This window comes from Mycolicibacterium pulveris (genome assembly GCF_010725725.1).
Lineage (GTDB): Bacteria > Actinomycetota > Actinomycetes > Mycobacteriales > Mycobacteriaceae > Mycobacterium > Mycobacterium pulveris.
Map to the genome: position 1 here is coordinate 2109509 of NZ_AP022599.1, position 20298 is coordinate 2129806.

A 20298-nucleotide genomic window follows, 5' to 3' on the forward strand; every position below is an offset into this window, starting at 1 on the left:
CACGGTTTGAACCGCGCAGTGGCGCTGCGAATCGCGGCATGCGGGATCATGGGGCTCGGCGCTGCCCTGTTGATCGCCGCGCTGTTGCTGTCGACCTACACCGAGGGCAAGATCGCAAAGATCCCGCTGGATCTGGAAGCCACGCTGGTCAGCGACGGTACCGGGACCGCATTCGACCCGGCCTCCCTCAACGAGCCCACGTTTCGCGTCGACCGTGACGTGCCGCTGGTGCAGCAACAGCAGATGACCGTGGAGTCCCCGTCCAACGCCGACGTCGTCACCCTGCAGGTCGGCACCACGCTGCGCCGCACCGACAAACAACAAGACACCGGCCTGCTGCTGGCGATGGTCGACACGGTCACCGTCAACCGGCACACCGCCGAGGCCGTGTCCAGCGAGAGCAACCCCGGCGGCGCCCTGCAGAAGCCGCGCGCCATCGAGGACGAGCAGCCGCCGACCAATATCGCGCTGCCCCACGAGGGGCTGGCCTACCGGTTCCCGTTCAGCACCGAGAAGAAGACCTACCCCGTCTTTGATCCGATCGCCCAGAAGGCCTTCGACGCCAACTACGACGGCGAGGAAGACGTCAACGGCCTGACCACCTACCGCTTCAGCCAGAACGTCGGCTACGACGCCAACGGCAAGCTCGTCGAACCGGTCCGGTACGCGTCGCTGTTCGACGACGAGGCCGACGCCGAGGTCACCGCCACCGCGGCGATGTGGGGAGTCCCCGGCGAGCCCGACGAATCGATCACGATGTCGCGCTTCTACGCCGCCCAGCGCACCTTCTGGGTGGATCCGGTGTCGGGGACCATCGTCAAGCGCGAAGAGCACGGCTACCAGTACTACGCGCGCGAGCCGCTCAAGCCCGAGGTGACGTACGTGGACTATGAGGTCACCTTCAACGAGGAGACGGTCGAATCCCAGGTCGCCAGCGCGCGGGATGAACGCGACCGGGTGGCGCTGTGGGGCCGCATCCTGCCGATCACGTTCACCGCGATGGGGTTGGTGTTCCTCGTCGGCGGCGCGCTGCTGGGCTCGTTCAGCCTGCGTGCCGAGTCCGTGCTGATCGACCCCGGTCTCGACGGGTCCGACCGCTTCTTCGGAACGCGCGACGCCTCCGGTGAGCCCGTTCCCGGCGCCGAAGCCCAGACCGAGAAGCTGCCCGCGCCCCGCCCGACCGACCTACCTCCGGACAGATCGGTCTGACCCCGCGTTTCGGTGCGCCCGCGCGGGCGCTGCTGGTCCCGGCATATGCGCTGGCGCTGTCCGTCGCGCTGACCGCACCGCTGTTGGCGCCGGGCTATCTGCTGCTGCGCGACGCGGTGTCGACGCCGCGTTCCTATCTGTCGGATTTCGCGCTCGGCCTCGGCGAGGCAGCGCCCCGCGCGCTGCCGCAGGATTTCTTCGTCGCGATTGCCTCGTCGGTGTTCGACGGCGGCGCGGTCGTCAAGGTGCTGTTGGTGGCCGGGCTGTGGCTCGCGGGGTGGGGCGCGGCCCGGTTGGCGGCTGATGTGCTCGGTTCGCGATCTTCGGGCCAGTGCGTCGCGGTGACGGTGGCGGTGTGGAATCCGTATGTCGCCGAACGTCTTCTGCAGGGGCACTGGAGTCTGCTCGTCGGGTACGGCTGCCTGCCGTGGGTGGCGACGACGATGCTGCGGCTGCGCTCGTCGCCGTCCCGAGGCGCGGTGTGGGCGCTGTTGTTCTGGATGGCGCTGGCGGGGCTGACGCCGACAGGGCTGCTGCTGGCGGCGACGGTCGCGCTGGCGTGCGTGTTCGCACCAGGTGCGGGACGGCCGCGGTGGCTGTGCGCGGCGATCAGCGTGGGCTTTGCGGTTCTGGTCGCACTGCCGTGGCTGGTGGCGGCGGCGGTCGCCGGTTCGTTGTCGTCGTCGCAGGCCGCGGGCGCCGAGGCGTTCGCGGTGCGCGCCGAACCCGGGCTGGGGACGTTGCTCAGCCTCGCCGGGCTCGGTGGCATCTGGAACGGGCAGGCCGTACCCGACTCGCGCACAACGGCTTTCGCGGCGGTGGCGACGGCGGTGCTGCTGTTGATCGTGGCGCTGGGCCTTCCGGTGCTGATCCGGCGTCCGGTCGCGGTGCCGCTGCTGGTGCTGGCCGCCGTCGCGATCGTGGTGCCCGCGCTGATGGCGACCGGGCCCGGGCTGGCGGCGGTCGAGGCGACGATCCGGGCGCTGCCAGGCCTCGGGGTGGTGCGCGACGCGCAGAAGTGGGTGGCGTTGGCGATGCCCGCCTACGTGCTCGCCGGGGCGGCAGCGGTCACCACGTTGCGGCGGTGGCTGCCCGCGGCGGCGACGGCGGTGGTGTGCTGCGCGGCCTTGATCGCGACCCAGCCGGATCTGGCGTGGGGTGTCGGCGGCAAGGTGGTCGCGGTGCAGTACCCACCGGGCTGGGCCACCGTCGCGGCGATCATCAACGCCGATCCCCGTCCGGTCGCGGTGCTGCCCGTCGACAGCATGCGACAGTTCGACTGGGCCGGTGAGGCGCCGGTGCTGGACCCTCTGCCGCGCTGGGTGCGCGCTGACGTGTTGTCGACTGGGGACCTGAACATCGGCGGCCAGACCGTTCCCGGAGAGGGCCGACGCGCCCGGCAGGTGCAGGACATGCTGCTACGCGACGCATCCCGCGACGAGTTGGCACGGGCCGGCGTCGGCTGGGTCGTCGTCGAATCCGGCTCTGCGCCGGCGTCATTGGACCTTCCCGTCGTGCACCAAGACGATGACCTCACGCTCTACCGGGTCGGCGGCGACCACCAGAAGGCACCGGGCCGAGGGTGGGCGCTGGCCGCGCATCTCGGCTGGCTTGCGGCGCTGCTGGCGGGGTTGGCGGGTATGACGGTGACCCGCTTACGTTCTCGCCGGGTCAGACCACGCCGCTGACGAACTCGCGGGCGTGCACGGACTCCAGCACGGTGCGCATGGCGTCCGCGCTTTGCCGCCAGGAGAACTCGCCGCTGCGGGTCTGGGCCTTGGCGCCCAATTGTTCGCGCAACACCTGGTCCGACAACAGCTGCTCGAGACCGTCAACCAGTTCATCGTGGTCATCGACCAGCAGCCCGGTGACGCCGTCGATGATCGAATCGGTCAGGCCGCCCGAGGACCGGTAGCCGATGGTGGGCACCGCGTGCTGGCCCGCTTCGGTGACCGCCAGCGCCCAACCCTCCTTGCGCGACGGCAGCACGTGCACCCAACACCTTTGCAGCACACGGTGTTTGGTGTCGTCGTCGACGTGACCGTGGAACGTCACCGCATCGGAGATGCCCAGCAGTGCGGCGTGGTCGACGAGGCGCTGCTTCCACCAGCCGCCGCCGAGGATGTCCATGTGCACGTCCGGTATCCGCCTGCGCAGTTCGGCGATCGCGTCCAGCGCGTCCTCGATCTGCTTGTGCGGCACCAGCCGTGACAGCACCGCGATGCGAGGCGCCTCGGCGCGCGGCACGTTCAACGTATGCGGCGGTGCCTCGTCCAAACCGTTGCGCACCACCGCGATCCGGTCGGGGTCCACCCCGAGGCGGGTCAGGTCCCGCGCCGAGGGCAGCGAGACGGTGACGTACTGGTTGCGGCGGTGCATCCGCGGGGAAAGCTTCGATTCGACGAACCAGCCGACCCGCCCCATCACCGGGCCCGCAACCGGCCACTGCTCACGGTGGCAGTGGTGCACAAGCACCGCGACGCGCCGACCGTAAGCCAGCCGCGCCAGGAACGGGATGCCGTTCTGGGTGTCGATCACCACGTCGGGCCTGGCCCTGCGCAGCGGTCCGAGCCCGATGCGGGCCAGCACCATCGCCAGTCCCGCCCAGATGTACACGGTGTAGCGGCCACCGCCGCGGCTGACCCGCACGCCGTCGAGGGTCTCGCGCCGCGGTGCACCGGGATAGCGCGCGGTCCGCAGCGTCACCGCCACACCCGACTCGGCCAGCTGGGCCCCGATGCGCTGCAGATAGGCCTCGCTGCCGCCGCCTTGCGGATGACCGGTGTCACGCCAACACAGCAGCAACACGGAGCGAACGCGACGGTCGGACATCCGTGCCAGCGTAGCGGCTGGATATCGTCGGTCGGATGGCCGTCACGGATGTTTGGGCCCGGCGGGCGACGCTGGCACGGTCGATCAGGCTGCTCAGCGAGTTCCGGTTCGAGCAGCGCGATCCCGCTCGGTTCTACGGGGCGCTGGCCCGCGACACCGCCGTCATGGTCGCCGACCTGTGGCGCGGTGTGCACGGCACGGCACCGGCGGGCCGCACGCTCGTCGACGTCGGCGGTGGGCCCGGCTACTTCGCGGCCGCCTTCGCCGCCGCCGGGATGCACTACATCGGGGTGGAGCCCGACCCCGCCGAAATGCACGCCGGCCCCGCGACCGACCGCGGCGCCGCGACGTATCTTCGCGCCTCCGGCACGGCTCTGCCGTTCGCCGACGCCAGCGTGGACATCTGCCTGTCGTCCAACGTCGCCGAGCATGTGCGCGACCCGTGGCGGCTGGGCGCCGAGATGTTGCGCGTCACCCGGCCGGGCGGCCTGGTGGTGCTGTCCTACACGGTGTGGCTGGGTCCGTTCGGCGGACATGAGACCGGGCTGTGGCACTACCTGGGCGGGGCCCGCGCGGCCGCGCGCTACACCCGCAAGCACGGGCATGCGCCGAAGAACAACTACGGCTCGTCGTTGTTCGCGGTGTCGGCGGCCGACGGTTTGCGATGGGCCGAAGGCACCGGTGCGCTGCTAACCGCATTCCCTCGTTACCACCCGCGATGGGGCTGGTGGATGACGCGGGTCCCGGTGCTGCGCGAATTCCTGGTCAGCAACCTGGTGCTCGTTCTCACGAGGCCGACTGGAACAGGTTCTACTTTCCCCGCCGGGTAGGTAGTGTGACGAGCATGACGCAGACCGTGGCATCCAAGACATCTGCCGGCGAGCCGGCGCATCGAACCCAGTGGGACAAACTCTTCATCGGCGGCAAGTGGGTCGAGCCGGCGTCTGACGAGGTCATCGAGGTGCGCTCGCCGGCAACCGGTGAGCTGGTCGGCAAGGTCCCGCTGGCCGTCGAGGCCGACGTCAACGCGGCCTGCGCGGCCGCCCGTAAGGCGTTCGACGAGGGGCCGTGGCCGCACAAGTCGCCGCAGGAGCGGGCCGCGGTGCTGGGCGCCGCCGTCAAGCTGATGGAGCAGCGCGCCGACGAGCTGAAGTACCTGCTGGCCGCCGAGACCGGGCAGCCACAGACGATCGTCGACATGATGCAGTACGGCGCCGCGATCTCGGCGTTTCAGTACTACGCGGGCGCGGCCGACAAGTTCCACTGGAAAGAGATTCGCGACGGCATCTACGGCCAGACGATGGTGGTGCGCGAGCCGATCGGCGTCGTCGGCGCCGTCACCGCGTGGAACGTGCCGTTCTTCCTGGCCGCCAACAAGCTAGGGCCCGCGCTGCTGGCCGGCTGCACCGTGGTCCTCAAGCCCGCCGCCGAGACTCCGCTGTCGGTGTTCGCGATGGCCGAGATGTTCGCCGAGGCCGGCCTGCCCGAAGGGGTGCTGTCGATCGTGCCGGGCGGCCCGGAGACCGGGCGCGCGCTGACGGCCAACCCGGAGCTGGACAAGTACACGTTCACGGGCAGCTCCGCGGTCGGCAGGGAGATCGCCAAGATCGCCGCCGAGAAGCTCAAGCCGTGCACGCTGGAGCTGGGCGGCAAGTCCGCCGCGATCATCCTCGAGGACGCCGACCTCGACGCGACGCTGCCGATGCTCGGGTTCTCGGGCGTGATGAACAGCGGGCAGGCGTGCGTCGCGCAGACCCGCATCCTGGCGCCGCGGTCGCGGTACGACGAGGTCGTCGAGAAGGTCGCCAACTTCGTCTCCGCGATGCCGGTCGGGCTGCCCGACGACCCGAACGCCGCGATCGGGCCGCTGATCTCGGAGAAACAGCGCGATCGCGTGGAGAGCTACATCAAGAAGGGCGTCGAGGAAGGGGCGCGACTCGTCACCGGCGGCGGCCGTCCCGAGGGCCTGGACAAGGGCTGGTTCGTCGAGCCCACCGTGTTCGCCGACGTCGACAACTCGATGACGATCGCCCAGGAGGAGATCTTCGGCCCGGTGCTGGCGATCATCCCCTACGAGACCGAGGAGGACGCGATCCGCATCGCCAACGACTCGGTGTACGGGCTGGCGGGCAGCGTGTGGACCACCGACAACAAGAAGGCCCTCGAGATCGCGTCGAAGATCCGCACCGGCACCTACGCGGTGAACATGTATGCCTTCGATCCCGGCGCCCCGTTCGGCGGATACAAGAACTCCGGTATCGGCCGCGAGAACGGGCCGGAGGGCATCGAGGCCTATGTCGAGCCCAAGAGCGTGCTGCTGCCGTTCGGCTACACCCCGGAGGACTGACCTCTTGCCGCGAGCAGACGTGAAAACCCCTCTTTTGCACTGAAATTAGGGGATTTCGCGTCTGCTCGCTGAGTTAGAAGGCGTCTTCCCGCAGGCTCATCACTGCGAGGTCGATGCCCTCGATGACTCGGCGTTCCGCGGACAGCCGCGGTAGCACGTTCTTGGCGAAAAAGACTGCCGCGGCGACCTTTCCTCGGTAGAACGCGCGGTCGTCGTCGCCTGGATCGCGGTCGAGGGCGATCAGCGCGATCTCGGCCTGGCGAAGCAGCAACCAGCCGACCAACAGGTCGCCCAAGGCCAGCAGGAACGGTACCGAGCCCAGCCCGACACGGTAGGCCTCGCGCGGTTCGTCGTGTGACTTCGCGAAGTATGCCGTCAGTGTTGCGACCATAGCCTGCACGTCGGCGAGAGCCGTCGCGAGCAGTCGGCGGCTCTGCGTGAGCTCCGGCCGGGCGCAGGGGTTTTCGAGGAAGCCGGTGATCTGGGCGCAGAGGTGCTCCAGTGCCCCGCCCTGGTCGCGGATGATCTTGCGGAAGAACAGATCCTGCGCCTGGATGGCGGTGGTGCCCTCATAGAGCGAGTCGATCTTGGCGTCGCGGATGTACTGCTCGATCGGCTGGTCCTGCAGATATCCTGCGGTGCCGAGGATTTGCAGCGACTCGGACAGACACGCGTAGGACCGCTCCGATCCCATCCCCTTCACGATGGGCAGCAACAAGTCGTTGACGCGTTGCGCCATGGTCGCGTCGGCGCCGGAAACCACTGCGGCCGAGGCGGCGTCCTGGTGCGCACCGGTGTACAGATACAGCGCGCGCATTCCCTCCGCGTAGGACTTCTGGGTCATCAGCGACCTGCGGACCTCAGCGTCCTCGAGACCACCCGGTTTCGTCTTCGCGTACGCCAACGCGTTCAGGTAGCCGGTGGACAGCGTGGCAATCGCTTTGGCGCCCACTGCCATTCGGGCAAATTCCATGATCTTGAACATCTGTGCGATGCCGTTGTGCACGTCACCGACCAACCAGCCGACCGCAGGCGTGCCGTGCTGGCCGAACGTCAGCTCGCACGTCGCCGACGCGGTCAGGCCCATCTTGTGCTCCAAACCCGTCGCGAACACCCCGTTCCTCGGCCCCGGCGCCGCGGACTCGGGATCGGGCAGGTATTTCGGCACGAAGAACAGGCTCAGCCCCTTGCTCCCCGGCCCCCCGCCCTCCGGACGGGCCAGCACCAGATGGGCGATGTTCTCGAACAGGTCGTCGCAGTCACCCGAGGTGATGAACCGCTTGACGCCTTCGAGATGCCAGGTGCCGTCGGGCTGGGGCACGGCCTTGGTGCGTCCGGCGCCGACATCCGAACCCGCATCGGGTTCGGTGAGCACCATCGTCGCCGCCCAATTGCGGTCGACGGCGAGCTTCGCCCAACGCCGTTGCTGCTCATTGCCTTCGCTGTGCAGTACCGACATCATCGACGGGCCGCCCAGGTAGAAGAAGGCGGCGGGCTGACCGCCGACGAGGAACTCGTTGATGGCCCACCGCACGTTCGCCGGTGCACGGATGCCGCCGATGGCCTCTGGCAGTCCGAGGCGCAGCCACGGTCCCCGTTGCCACGCCCGGACGGATTCCTTGAACGACGCCGGGAGCGCGACGGAGTGGGTGGCGGGATCAAACGTCGGGGGGTGGCGGTCACCGTCGGCGAACGCGTCTGCCAGCGGCCCTTCCGCCTCCCGAGCCGCGTCGCGCAACAAGGCGCGGACGTCGTCGGGGCTCAGCCCACCGAGCTCGCGGCTGGCCAGCGCTTTCTCGAGTTCGAGGACCTCGAAGAGGTTGAACTCGATGTCGCGGACATTGCTCATGTAGTGGCCCATGACCAGTGCCTTTCCCCGTAGGCCTTAGCTGAGCGTAGCCCCAAAACGGAATTATGATTGTTCCCATAATTACGTCGTGGGCGATATATGCACACATGCTCGATCTGCGCTTTCATCGAATCCAACGCTGAGGGAAGGCCAGAATTGCGATTACACGTTGGCCGTTCTATGCTCTTTGTCATAGAAATGGAGGCGCCCGATGTGGATCATTGAGGTCAACTTCGCCGGCCGTCGGTTCACGCATCGTGTGCCTGATCGCCGTCGGGCGATCTATCGCCTCGCCACCCGCGGCTTCGGCTGGCGTCCGTCGCCGATGCGGCAGACGCCGGCGGCCTGACCGCCTGGAGGTATCTGCTGTCTGCCACCTCGACCAAAGGCCGCAAGACGCGCGGTTCGACCCGGACGAACATGCTCGTCAGCGCCGCCGCGGTGCTGCGTGAGCGCGGGGTCGCGGGCGTCACGATCGACGAGGTGCTCGCCCGCAGCGGAGCACCGCGCGGATCGGTCTACTACCACTTTCCCGGGGGCCGCAACCAGATCCTGACCGAAGCGCTGCAGTACGCCGGTGACGCGATCACCGAGGTGATGGACGATGCCGCGGCCAAGGGCGGGATGTATCTCGTGCGGCAGTTCGTCGAGTTCTGGGAACAGCTGCTCGTCAAGAGTGACTTCGCCGCAGGCTGTCCGGTTGCCGCGGCAGCGGTCGGATCTGTCGATGACGAGCCGCAGTTGACCTCGATCGCCGGCGGAATCTTCACCCATTGGCGCCACGCGCTCACCCGCGCGTTCGTTTCGGACGGGTTCGACGAGGCCGAGTCAGCTTCGTTGGCGATCATGTGCATCGCCTCGCTGGAGGGCGCTGTGGTGCTGTGCCGCTCCACGCGCAGCGTCGACTCGCTGGATGATGTCGCGCGGCAGGTCGAATTCCTGATCAAGTCAAGGGAATTCATCCGTCGCCACGGGGTTCCGGAGCACCGCTAGGCCTTGCGCCACCGCGCGCAGACGAAGTCCCTGTTGACGGCGGACTCAGCCAGCACCCACTCCGACGGGATGGGCAGAACCCGCGAGCCGCCGCCGAGCGAGCACGGGGCGTAACTGACGATCATCTCGTCGACCAGGCCCTCGGCGACGAACTGCGCGGCGACGTTGCCGCCGCCGACCACCCACACGTCCTTTCCGTCGGCGGCGGACACCAGCGTCGGGTGCATCTCGGTGACGTCGCCGTCGAACGTCTGCACCGGATGTCCCTTGGCAACGATCTGTGGGCGGCTTGTCAACACCCAGCTGGGCTGCTCGTACATCCATTGGCCTGGTTGGTTTTTCACGATCCACTCGTAGGTAGCCGCGCCCATCACGATTGCGCCGATCGACTCGATGAAGGTGTCGTAGTTGAACGGCCCGGCCTGGTCGATGTCACGCGAGGTCAACCAGTCCAGGCTGTCGGCCTCATCGACGATGTAGCCGTCGAGGCTGGAAGCGGTGTAGTACACGGTCGCCATGTCAGTTGCTCCTCATCCATTCGAGCGGATCGCCGCGTTCGGTGCTGACACCGTGGTGTGCCAGCATCCGACGCGCCAGTTCACGTCGGTGCGCGGAATAGGTGAGCACATGGGCGACGATGCCGTACAGCTGGAAGGATTCCGGCGGATCGCACAGCGCGTCGATGATGGTGTCGCCCAGCCTGCCCTCGGCGGTGTACTCCGACACCATTGCGGTCTAACGATTGCCGATCTCCTCATGGTGGGCCGCTAGTTCCTCCGGTGTGGTCGAGTCCGGTTGTGTCGGTGTGCGATCCGGGAAGTCACGGCCCTCGATCGTGGCCAGCCAGACCTGCTTGGTCCACACGATGGCGCCGAGGACAGCACCTGCGCTGGGTTCAGGGCCGTCCCAGCCGAGGACGACCTGTCCCGGCGAAATCGGTGCTCTCCATTGAGAGTTCGACAGCTGGGCGGCCCGATCGATGAGATACGTGGTGTCGGCGACGTCGTGCGCCACCATCAGTTGAGAAATGTCGGGCTCCTTGGTGTTTCCGTCGCTGTCCAGCCACAGTGAGTGGGGCGGATGGAAGTGCAGGCCGTTGGGCGCGGGGACGCGGAATGGTAGTTCGGCGGCCCGCGACGGCGGCACACCGAAAGTGCGGCGGAAGGCGCGCGAGAACACCTCCGCCGATGACCACCCTTCGTCGGCGGCCACAGCCGAGACGGCTTCGCCGCGGCGCAACCGCCACGCCGCCCGCTCGAGCATGACGCGACGCCGCAGCGCAGCGGGCGACTCCCCCGTCAGCCGGCGTACCTCTCGGGAGAAGTGAAATTCGGACGAGTAGCTGCTGCGCGCCATGTCGCCGACCTCGGTGTTGTCGGCCTCGATGACCGCGTCCAGCAGTTCGCGCAGCCGGTCCCGGCGTGATCCGTCGCCCACGTTCACCGAGTATGGTCGTGTGCCCGTCGCGAGGGCATGACAATTCCTGCTGTCTGCGCTCCCGCCAAAATCGACAAAATGGCGGACGTTACTCGCACAAATCCGCCGAAATGTCCCTTTGGGCGCGGTAGTGGTCAGGTGTCGAGGACTTCGGTGATGCGTGCCTCGATGTCGGTGCTGTCGCCGAGGTTCGTCAGATCGATGCCGAAGCGCTCGGTCAACGCGGTCATCACGGCGGCCGCATCCTCGAAGCGGACTCGTTCGGTTCCGTCGGCGCTGTGGATCGCGAGGTGTCGGCCGCGCAGGTTGCAGCGGGCATCGTCGGTGACGAGCGCGGCGGTCAGGCCTTGAACAAAGCCGGAGTCGGGATGCGTTGACACATACCAACTTGCGACTTCGCGGTCGATCAGCGGTTGGGGTCGGATGCCGAACATGTAGAGCGGGCGCCACTCGTCGCGGATCTGCGACTCGAGCATGTAGCCGTCGGCGTGCTCACGCAGCCGGTAGGGCTCGTGGCGGGTCTGCTGTACAAGCCCGGCTTCCAGCAAGATCGGCGAAGACAGCGTCTGACCACCCAAGCCGACGTCGACCAGCCAGCGCCCGTCGTCCCCGGGAACCGTGACCGACAGCGTCTCGTGCGTCTGCGCGGGCAACTCGTCGGAGTCGCGCATCCACACCACGCGGCCACCGAGGCGCTCGACTCCGTACCCAAGCTCCGTGAGCACGTACCCCATCACGCCGTTCTGTTCGAAGCAGTACCCGCCGCGGCGGCGTTGCACGAGCTTGGCGCTGAGGGCTGCTGCGCTCAGATCGGCAACCGGTATGCCCATCAGCGGATCGAGGTTTTCAAACGGGATAGAGCGGAGGTGCGCGGAGACCAGCGCGCTCAGCGTGTCGACGGTCGCCGCGGTCGGGCCCGTGTACCCGATCCGGTCGAGGTAGGCAGCCAGATCGAGCCCGGGGCTCACGTCGGTCGTCATGACCACATCCTGAAACCGCAACGGCTGTTGAGGTCAAGCTTGCGTTCCACGGTGCCATATTGTCGGTGGGCGAACACCGGATGCCTCTGCCGCCTGCAAGATCGGATTGTCACATTTTGGCGCCATGTCGGCCCGCTCCGTCGGCGAACCGCTGCGCACCTGACTGCAAGTCGGATGCTGAACGCGACAGACTGGCGAACTCGAAGTCCATGGCCTCGGCCTCGCTCCGACCCCACTGGTAGAGCGTTGAGAGGCGGTCGGAACGCAAAGCCCCTTGCGGTAATGCCGCGAGTTCGGCGGCAAGCTCCTCGGCGGCCTCACGGGCGGTGCCAGTCGGCACGACGCGATTCGCCAACCCGATAGCCAGCGCCTCGTTTGCGCCGACCGGGCGCCCCGTGAGGATCAGATCCATCGCCCGACTGTGCCCGATCAGCCGGGGTAGTCGGACGGTACCGCCATCGATCAGAGGCAATCCCCAGCGGCGGCAGAACACCCCGAAGATCGCATCCTCCTCGACTACTCGTAGATCGCACCAAACCGCGAGCTCTAGGCCGCCGGCTACGGCATAGCCACTGATGGCGGCGATCACCGGTTTGGACAGGGTCATCCGGCTGGGACCCATAGGGCCCGGACCTGTCGGCTCTACACGGTTGAAGTCACCTGTTTCGGCCGCTTTCAGATCCGCCCCGGAACAGAAATTGCCGTGATCGCCCCACAACACGGCCACCGACGCGGTGTCGTCACCGTCGAACTCCTCGAACGCGGCGAGGAGTGCGGCGGCAGCGGATCCGTTGACCGCGTTACGGGCCTCCGGCCGATTCATGATGACAGTGGTCACGGGTCCGTTCTTCTCGACCCGTACACCGCCTGTGCTCTTGGGTTCAGTTGTCGTACCCACGACCGCGACGTTAGCCGCAACGCCCGGTCCAGCCGGACAACTACCCATGTGCCCGCTGCACGCCGACCTCGGCCCTACGGCCGTCCTCGAGTCGGGGTCTGCGAAGCAACTCCGTGCCGCAACGGCGTTCCGGGCTCGGCCGCGGTCGACTCCTGGACGGGTGAACCGCCCGCAGTGCCGCTGACACCGGGCGCGTTGCCCGGATCGCCGCCGGACGGCTCGGCGCCGTGGGTCAGTTCCCGGAGCCGAGCGTTCAGCAGCTCGAGCACCGGAATGCGATTGCCGTGCGCGGTTTCATGATCGAACAACAGGCGCAGCTGTGGTTCGTCCAGCGCGCGGATGCGGTGGCGCAGTTCGGTGAGGGGTAATTGGTCGTAGTCCGTCAGCGGAAGTTCCATGCCCCTCGGTTGCCCGCCGCGGCGCAACGGAAAACCGTCAGGAGCCGGTCCACTTCGGCGGCCGCTTCTCGGCGAACGCGATCGCGCCCTCCTTGGCGTCGTTCGACGCGAAGACGGGTCCGAGGATCTCCATCTGCTTGCGCCACATCTCGTCGGGGCTCCAGCTGCGCGACTCCACGATGATCCGCTTGGTCGCCGCGACCGCCAACGGCCCGTTGGCGGTGATCTTCTCGGCGAGCGCGATCGCCGCCTCCAGCGCCTGCCCGGGTTCGGCGAGCACGTTCACCAAACCGAGTTCGTGTGCGCGCGCCGCGGGCAGGTTGTCCCCCGTCAGCGCGAGCTCCATCGCGATCGCGTACGGAATGCGCTGCGGCAACCGCAACAGCCCACCTCCGCCGGCCACCAACCCGCGCTTGACCTCCGGAATGCCGAACGCCGACTCCTTCGATGCCACGATGAGGTCGGTGGCCAAGGCCAGCTCGGTGCCGCCTGCCAGCGCGTAGCCCTCCACCGCGGCGATCAGCGGCTTGACCGGCGGTCGTTCGGTGAAGCCCATGCCTCGGCCCTGCACCACCACGTTCTCGCCGCGGGCGAAGGCCTTGAGGTCCATCCCGGCGCTGAACGAGCCGCCTGCACCCGTCAGCACTCCCACCGACAAGCCTTTGTCGTCGTCGAGCCGGTCCATCGCGGCGGCCAGGCCCCGGCTGACCTCCGCGTTCACCGCGTTCTTCGCCTCGGGCCGGTTGATCGTGATAATCAGGATCCGGTCACGCTGCTCGACCAGTACTGCTTCTTTGGTTCCACTTGTTTCGTCGCTCACGCGGTGATCGTAACGACCGCCGAACTCGTCATTTCGGCACACCGGACACGCCAGGCTAAACTAGAACACGTTTCAGTTTTCCATCGAAGGGGGCCCCATGGCCGCGACCGAGACCAAGACCAGGCCGTCGGAGCTTGCCAAGTGGGACCCCGGCCTGACCGAACGGGTCATGAGCCTCGCCCGCCCGTTCCTCAAGCGCTACTTCCGCTCGGAGGTGCGCGGCCTCGACAACATCCCCAGGGGTGGCGCGCTGGTGGTCAGCAACCACTCCGGCGGCTTGTTCCCGATGGACGTGCCGATCCTGGCGGCCGATTTCTACGACCGACACGGCTACCACCGGCCGCTGTACACGTTGAGCCACGACATGTTGATGACCGGGCCGACCGGCGACTTCTTCCGGCGCATCGGCTACATCACCGCCAACCGTGAAAACGCCGACGCCGCACTGCGTTCGGGCGGACTCGTTGTGGTCTTCCCCGGTGGTGACTACGACGTGTACCGACCGACGTTCTCGGAGAACGTGATCGACTTCGGCGGCCGCACCGGCTACGTGAAAGCGGCGCTCAACGCCGGCGTGCCGATCGTGCCGACGGTGGGCATCGGCGGCCAGCAGACCCAGATCTTCCTCTCCCGCGGCACGTGGCTGGCCGAGCGCCTCGGACCGATTGCGCGCCTGGCCCGCACCAAGATCGTGCCGATCTCGTTCGGCTTCCCGTTCGGGCTGTCCCTGGTGATCCCGCCCAACATCCCACTGCCGTCCAAGATCGTCATGCAGGTGCTGTCTCCGATCGACATCGAGGCCGAGTTCGGGGCAGACCCCGATATCGACGAGGTCGACGCCCACGTGCGCCGGGTGATGCAGCGCGCGCTGGACGAACTGGCCGCAGAACGCCGACTTCCTGTGCTGGGCTGAGACGACCGTGGCCATCGTCGAGCGACTCTCCGACACGCTGGGCCTGATTGCGACCATGCGCCGGGCCCGGCTGATCGCCCCGTTACGCCCCGACAAGTATTTGCGCATCGCTGCCGCGATGCAGCGCGAAAACATGAGCATCACTTCGGGATTCGCCAGTGCAGCACAGCGCTGCCCGGACCGTCCCGGCCTCGTCGACGAACTCGGCACCCTGACGTGGCGGGAAATCGACGAGCGCGCCGACGCCCTTGCCGCCGGATTGCAGGCCGAGGCGAATCCGAAGGTCATCGGCATCATGGCGCGAAACCACCGCGGTTTCGTCGAGTCGTTGATCGCGGTGAACCGCATCAGCGCCGACGTACTGCTACTCAACACGTCGTTCGCCGGACCCGCGCTGGCCGAGGTGGTAGAACGCGAACAAGTCGACGTGATCATCTACGACGAGGAGTTCACCGCCACCGTCGACCGGGCTCTCACCGGCAGACCCGACACGACACGCATCGTCGCGTGGTCCGACAACCCCGTCGAAGGCCTCACCGTCGAGGGCATCGTCAACACCCACGCCGGGCGTCATCCAGAACGACGGGGCACCAAGAGCAAAGTCATTCTGCTCACCTCGGGCACCACCGGAACACCCAAGGGTGCCAAGCATTCCGGCGGCGGCCCCGAAGTTCTCAAGGCGATCCTGGACCGCACACCGTGGCGCGCCGAGGAACCCGTCGTCATCGTGGCACCGATGTTCCACGCCTGGGGCTTCTCCCAGTTGGCATTCGCCGCGTCGATGGCATGCACGATCATTACGCGGCGCAAGTTCGACCCCGAGGCCACGCTCGAGCTGATCGACGGGCACCGGGCCACGGGGCTGTGTGTGGTTCCGGTGATGTTCGACCGAATCATGGAACTGCCCGACGACGTCCGGGCCCGCTACAGCGGACGCTCACTGCGGTTCGCCGCCGCGTCGGGTTCCCGGATGCGACCCGACGTCGTGATCGCCTTCATGGATCAGTTCGGTGACGTCATCTACAACAACTACAACGCCACCGAGGCCGGGATGATCGCCACCGCGACGCCGCAGGACCTGCGTGCCGCGCCCGACACCGCGGGTCGGCCCGCCGAGGGCACCGAGATCCGCATCCTCGACGGCGAGCTGCGTGAGGTTCCCGCCGGCGAGGTCGGCAGCATCTACGTGCGAAACTCGACCCAGTTCGACGGCTACACGTCGGGCACCACGAAGGACTTCCACGACGGCTTCATGTCGTCGGGCGACGTCGGCTACCTCGACGACGCGGGCCGGCTGTTCGTCGTCGGCCGTGACGACGAGATGATCGTCTCCGGCGGTGAGAACGTCTACCCGAGCGAGGTGGAGAAGACGCTCAGCGCGCATCCCGACGTGGCGGAAGCCGCGGTGCTCGGCGTGGACGACGAGCAGTTCGGTCAGCGGCTGGTCGCGTTCGTGGTTTTGAATCAGCGCGCTACGGCTACTCCCGACTCACTGAAGCAGCACGTCCGGGATAGCCTGGCGAATTACAAAGTGCCCCGAGAGATTACGATTTTGACCGAACTTCCCCGCAACAGTACCGGCAAGATTGCGCGCCGCGACCTGCAAGCTCTCGTCGACCGTGGCTAGGCGACGCTTCCCGCTGCTGCGCGCGGTCGCCGAGCTCGTCAACGCCGCCAACGGCGTGCGCCCGCTGGGCCGCGTGGGATACATCACGCTGCCGGTGTTCGCGTTCGGCTGGCCGACCACCGAGGCGGCACCGCTGTATCTGGCCGGCTCGATCGTGGACGCGGTCCGACGCGGAATCCGCGGTGACTTCCGCGGCGCCCGGGGCCGGATCGCGTTGGCGCTCACGGCGTTCGCCTGGGGACTGCTCGGCCTGATCATGTACCGCAACGCGACATCGCGGCCCTACTTCGAGGAACCGTTGCGCGAGACCCTTGGCGAGGACTACGAGGCGATAGCGGCGCAGTCACAGCCGGCGCGGCGACCGCGTGCGCTCGTCGGGGTACCGCCGAACGAGTTGATCCGCCGGCGCTACGTCGAGAGGGCAGGCACGGTGCAGTACGGCCCGCACGCCAAGGTGAACCGCGCCGACATCTGGCGGCGCGCCGACCTGCCGCGCGACGGCAAGGCGCCGGTGCTGCTGCAGGTGCCCGGCGGCGCATGGGCGATCGGCATGCGCCGCCCGCAGGCGTACCCGCTGCTGAGCCACCTCGCCGACCGCGGGTGGGTGTGCGTGTCGATCGACTACCGCGTGAGCCCGCGCCACACCTGGCCGGACCACATTGTCGACGTCAAGCGCGCACTGGCCTGGATCAAGGAGAACATCGCCGACTACGGCGGCGACCCGGACTTCGTGGCGATCACCGGCGGTTCGGCGGGCGGGCACCTGTCGTCGTTGGCGGCGCTCACCTTCGATGACCCGCAGTGGCAGCCGGGTTTCGAGCACGTCGACACTTCGGTCGTGGCGGCGGTGCCGATCTACGGCCGCTACGACTGGGTGTCCGCGCGCGGCCCGGGACGACGCGAGTTCATCGCGTTCCTGCAGAAGTTCGTGGTGAAGAAACGCATCACCGAGCACAAGCAGGTCTACGTCGACGCGTCGTCGATTCGGCGGGTGCGTCCCGATGCCCCACCGTTTTTCATCCTGCACGGCCAGGACGACTCGATCATCCCGGTGCAGGAGGGACGCGATTTCGCCGACGTGCTGCGCAGCGTCTCGACCTCCACCGTTGCCTACGCCGAGATCCCCCACGCCCAACACGCGTTCGACTTCTACGGGTCGCCACGGGCGCACTACACCGCGCAGGCGGTCGAGACGTTCCTGTCCTGGGTGCACGCCAAACACACGGCATCCTTACGCCGAGCAGACGCGAAAACCCCCTGAACCCCCGTATTTTAGGGGTGTTGGCGTCTGCTCGCGGAAGGTGGTGATCAGGCCATCGCGGATTCGACGACGGTCAGCTCTTCGGGAAGCCCAGCCGCGCGGCGGATCTCGACGAAGGCCTCGACCATCGCGTCGGTGAGCTCATGCGCGTCGGACAGCGTGGCTCCGTCGGACAGCACCGAGATGTTGAGCTGGTCGACGTAACTCCACACCGTGATGTTCAGACCGCTGCCGGTCGTCAACGGCCCGACGGAGTAGATCTCGGTCACCAGCGCGCCGCCGACCCGACCATGCTCACGCGGACCGGGCACGTTCGAGATCGGGATGTTGAGAACCTTGTTCTGCCCGTCCTTTTCGGCCAGCCAGTGAAACAGCCGCTCGGCGGGCGCGGGTGGGAAATAGGCCGACCATCTGCTGACGAGCTCGGGGCCGAGCAGGTAGTGAGTCTCCTTGGCGCTCACCGCGGCGTCGTGCACGGCCTGAACCCGCTCGAGCGGGTCGGCGAGCTGGATCGGCACCGTCATCATCACGCCGGTGAACCGGTTACCCGAGATGCGCTCGGGTGAGAAGTCGAAACTGACTGGCACCGAGGCCAACAGCGGATGATCGGCGTGCCCGTCGTACTTCAGCGAGAGCCGGCGCAGCCCGCCCGCCGAGATGGCCAGCACCATGTCGTTGATCGTGACGCCGAGGTGCTTGCTGGTCTCCTTGACATCCGCCAGCGACAGCGTGGCGGTCGCAAACCTCCGCTGCGCGTCGACGCGATGGTTCATGAACGACGGCGGCGGAGTGAAGGGCCGGGTCAGCTCCGGCGACAACTTGTAGGTGCTCTTGCGCACTCGCCGCAAACCCTGTGCGGTGTAGCGCATCACCCCGGGCAGCCGCCCGATCTGGCGCAGGTGGTCGCCGAACGCGGTGCGCACCAGTTCCGCGCGCGACGGCGCCGGGTCGGTCGCATACGAATCCCGGTCCGGCCCGGCCTGCAGGTCCATCCCCCGCGCCAGCAGGTTGGCCGACGCGACGCCGTCGGCCAGCGCGTGGTGGATCTTGCCGAGGATCGCGATCCGGCCGTTGGCCAGCCCTTCGATGAAATACATCTCCCACAGCGGTTTACTGCGGTCCAGCGGTGTGCTGGCGATCTCGCCGACGGCGTCGTCGAGTTCGCGTCGGCCGCCGGGGCTGGCCACCCGGTAGGGGCGCACGTGGTATTCGAGGTCGACCTCGCAGTTCTCCCGCCACATCGGGTGGTGGAACTTGAACGGAATGTCGACGAGCTCGTAGCGGAACGGGTCGAGCTTGTAGAGCCGGCCGTGGATGACCTTGCGGAAGTCCTCGATCCCGAACGCACGGCCCCTGAGTTCGGAAAGGTCGATGACGGCCAGCTTCAGGGTGTGCATATGCACCGCAGGCGTCTCGCTGTACAGCAGTACCGCGTCCCAGCCGCTCAGCCTCTTCAAGAGCCACCCCCTTTCCGGAGCAGCAGCACGCTAGATGACTTGTTTCGCACCGATCAGCGACCGGTTCCGGTGAATATGGTTGAGGAACAACGAGATTGCAGTGGCCATCGAACCGGTCCTCGCACCGTCGGTCAGGTCGAACCCGTGACCCGCGCCGGGCAGTTCCAGATAACTCACCGGCGACCGTGACACGGCGCGCATCCGCTCGACGAACACCCGGGCCTGCGCGACGGGGATCACCGTGTCGCCGGTCCCGTGGATCACCAGGAACGGCGGTGCGTCGGGATGCACCCGCGCGATCGGTGACGCCTTGCGGAAGATGTCGGGATGTTTGGTGATCTTGCGCTTGACGACGACACGCTCCAAGAAGTCGACGAACCGCGCCCGTTCCGCCGTCGAACGGTCCTCCCAGTCGTACCGGCCGTAGATGCCGACCACCGCGTCCACCGACGTGTCCGAGCCCTCGGGCAGCTCGTCTTGCAGCTCGGGATCGTTGGCGGTCAGGCCGGCGAGCGCCGACAGATGCCCGCCCGCCGAGGTTCCGGCGATGATCACGAAGTTGCGGTCGCCGCCGAACTTGTCGACGTTCGCGCGCGCCCACGCGATCGCCGTCTTCACGTCGACGATGTGCGCCGGCCAGCGGTGGTGGGGCGCCACCCGGTAGTCGATGGACAAGCACACCCAGCCCTTCTCGGCCAGATGTGACATCAACGCATAGCCCTGCAGCATCCGGCTGCCATGCACCCACGCACCGCCCGGCACGAAGATCATCACCGGCGCGGGCTCGGTCGGCAGCTCCTTGGGCCGCCACACGTCGAGCAACTGCGACGGCCTCGGCCCGTACCGCACCGAGGTGCGGTAGACGCTGCGCCGATGCTCGAGCAGGTTCCACAACGGCGGCACCCGCTGCGGCGCCGGCCAGTCGATGTCGAGGTCGGAGGCGTTGATGACGTCGCGCAACGCGGCCACGGCGACCGCTGTCGTGCTCTCGCGCTCCGAGCGCCGCAGCTCCGCGTTGCCGCGGCCAAGCCACGACTTGGCCGTCGCACCGAGAAAGTCGGGCAGGTGACGCGACCCCCACACCCCCATCGCGGTGGCAGCCCCAAGCGGCTCAAGCTGTTTCCCGATCAGGGGCAGTGACGCCGACGCGACGCTCATCGCGAGCAGGTAGTCCGACGGCCCGGCGTTCAGCATCCACCTGGCACGTGTCCACATCGTCGCTCCCGGATACCGGGTCCCCGGCCGTACCGCCATTGCGGAACTGTACCCCGCAGCCC

General features: G+C 67.7%; 18 protein-coding genes and 1 pseudogene. 9 read left to right on the top strand and 10 right to left on the bottom strand.

Annotated elements, in window-relative coordinates; all coding sequences use genetic code 11:
* Positions 1–6: 6 nt before the first annotated feature.
* Positions 7–1209: a cell envelope lipid trafficking protein PgfA gene (locus tag G6N28_RS10170; protein ID WP_163899923.1), complete on the top strand. Its 1203-nt coding sequence runs from the start codon at positions 7–9 to the stop codon at positions 1207–1209.
* 32 nt (positions 1210–1241) lie between these two features.
* Entirely contained in the window at positions 1242–2897 is a 1656-nt protein-coding gene (locus G6N28_RS10175; protein ID WP_179962184.1) for an MmpA family trehalose lipid delivery protein, read from the top strand.
* On the opposite strand, the gene G6N28_RS10180 is transcribed toward G6N28_RS10175, so the two are convergent.
* The gene (locus tag G6N28_RS10180; RefSeq protein WP_163899925.1) at positions 2881–4041 is read right to left on the bottom strand and encodes a glycosyltransferase family 4 protein; all 1161 of its coding nucleotides are present in this window, start codon (positions 4039–4041) and stop codon (positions 2881–2883) included. The genes G6N28_RS10175 and G6N28_RS10180 overlap by 17 nt on opposite strands.
* Before the next feature lie 35 nt (positions 4042–4076).
* On the opposite strand from G6N28_RS10180, the gene G6N28_RS10185 reads away from it, so the two are divergent.
* The gene (locus G6N28_RS10185) at positions 4077–4871 is read left to right on the top strand and encodes a class I SAM-dependent methyltransferase (RefSeq protein WP_163899927.1); all 795 of its coding nucleotides are present in this window, start codon (positions 4077–4079) and stop codon (positions 4869–4871) included.
* Between the two features lie 14 nt (positions 4872–4885).
* Positions 4886–6388, top strand: coding sequence for an aldehyde dehydrogenase (locus G6N28_RS10190; RefSeq protein WP_163899929.1), 1503 nt, complete (start codon positions 4886–4888; stop codon positions 6386–6388).
* A gap of 73 nt (positions 6389–6461) precedes the next feature.
* On the opposite strand, the gene G6N28_RS10195 is transcribed toward G6N28_RS10190, so the two are convergent.
* Complete coding sequence (locus G6N28_RS10195; protein ID WP_163899931.1) at positions 6462–8249, bottom strand: acyl-CoA dehydrogenase; 1788 nt, start codon at positions 8247–8249, stop codon at positions 6462–6464.
* Between the two features lie 199 nt (positions 8250–8448).
* Here G6N28_RS10195 and G6N28_RS26730 point away from each other — a divergent pair, with 199 nt between their 5' ends.
* The gene (locus tag G6N28_RS26730; protein ID WP_170307892.1) at positions 8449–8586 is read left to right on the top strand and encodes a hypothetical protein; all 138 of its coding nucleotides are present in this window, start codon (positions 8449–8451) and stop codon (positions 8584–8586) included.
* 71 nt (positions 8587–8657) lie between these two features.
* Positions 8658–9230: a TetR/AcrR family transcriptional regulator gene (locus G6N28_RS10200; protein WP_163899933.1), complete on the top strand. Its 573-nt coding sequence runs from the start codon at positions 8658–8660 to the stop codon at positions 9228–9230.
* Here the strand turns inward: G6N28_RS10200 and G6N28_RS10205 are convergent.
* The 6 genes and pseudogenes from G6N28_RS10205 to G6N28_RS10230 all read right to left on the bottom strand — a co-directional run bounded on the left by G6N28_RS10205 (position 9227) and on the right by G6N28_RS10230 (position 13763).
* Positions 9227–9748: a dihydrofolate reductase family protein gene (locus G6N28_RS10205; RefSeq protein WP_163899935.1), complete on the bottom strand. Its 522-nt coding sequence runs from the start codon at positions 9746–9748 to the stop codon at positions 9227–9229. The genes G6N28_RS10200 and G6N28_RS10205 overlap by 4 nt on opposite strands.
* A 1-nt stretch (position 9749) precedes the next feature.
* A pseudogene (locus G6N28_RS10210) lies at positions 9750–10667 on the bottom strand (helix-turn-helix domain-containing protein).
* Between the two features lie 134 nt (positions 10668–10801).
* Positions 10802–11647 (bottom strand): arylamine N-acetyltransferase family protein, encoded by an 846-nt coding sequence (locus tag G6N28_RS10215; protein ID WP_163899937.1) that lies wholly within the window; start codon positions 11645–11647, stop codon positions 10802–10804.
* Between the two features lie 109 nt (positions 11648–11756).
* The gene (locus G6N28_RS10220; RefSeq protein WP_163899939.1) at positions 11757–12593 is read right to left on the bottom strand and encodes a crotonase/enoyl-CoA hydratase family protein; all 837 of its coding nucleotides are present in this window, start codon (positions 12591–12593) and stop codon (positions 11757–11759) included.
* 26 nt (positions 12594–12619) lie between these two features.
* Entirely contained in the window at positions 12620–12943 is a 324-nt protein-coding gene (locus G6N28_RS10225; protein ID WP_064927613.1) for a DUF8129 domain-containing protein, read from the bottom strand.
* A 37-nt stretch (positions 12944–12980) separates the two neighbouring features.
* Positions 12981–13763, bottom strand: a complete 783-nt coding sequence (locus G6N28_RS10230) for a crotonase/enoyl-CoA hydratase family protein (protein WP_163899941.1) — start codon at positions 13761–13763, stop codon at positions 12981–12983.
* Between the two features lie 97 nt (positions 13764–13860).
* Between G6N28_RS10230 and G6N28_RS10235 the strand changes: the two genes are divergently transcribed.
* Genes G6N28_RS10235 through G6N28_RS10245 form a run of 3 tightly spaced genes read left to right on the top strand, consistent with a single transcriptional unit; the run spans position 13861 to position 17564 of the window.
* Positions 13861–14676, top strand: a complete 816-nt coding sequence (locus tag G6N28_RS10235; RefSeq protein WP_163899943.1) for a lysophospholipid acyltransferase family protein — start codon at positions 13861–13863, stop codon at positions 14674–14676.
* Between the two features lie 7 nt (positions 14677–14683).
* The gene (fadD12, locus tag G6N28_RS10240) at positions 14684–16303 is read left to right on the top strand and encodes an acyl-CoA ligase FadD12 (RefSeq protein WP_163899945.1); all 1620 of its coding nucleotides are present in this window, start codon (positions 14684–14686) and stop codon (positions 16301–16303) included.
* Positions 16296–17564 (top strand): alpha/beta hydrolase, encoded by a 1269-nt coding sequence (locus G6N28_RS10245; RefSeq protein ID WP_163899947.1) that lies wholly within the window; start codon positions 16296–16298, stop codon positions 17562–17564. The genes fadD12 and G6N28_RS10245 overlap by 8 nt, the downstream gene beginning before the upstream one ends.
* 47 nt (positions 17565–17611) lie before the next feature.
* On the opposite strand, the gene G6N28_RS10250 is transcribed toward G6N28_RS10245, so the two are convergent.
* Both G6N28_RS10250 and G6N28_RS10255 read right to left on the bottom strand, forming a co-directional pair.
* The gene (locus G6N28_RS10250; protein ID WP_163899948.1) at positions 17612–19021 is read right to left on the bottom strand and encodes a WS/DGAT/MGAT family O-acyltransferase; all 1410 of its coding nucleotides are present in this window, start codon (positions 19019–19021) and stop codon (positions 17612–17614) included.
* Positions 19022–19051: 30 nt separating this feature from the next.
* Entirely contained in the window at positions 19052–20275 is a 1224-nt protein-coding gene (locus tag G6N28_RS10255) for an alpha/beta hydrolase (protein ID WP_163899949.1), read from the bottom strand.
* Positions 20276–20298 lie beyond the last annotated feature (23 nt).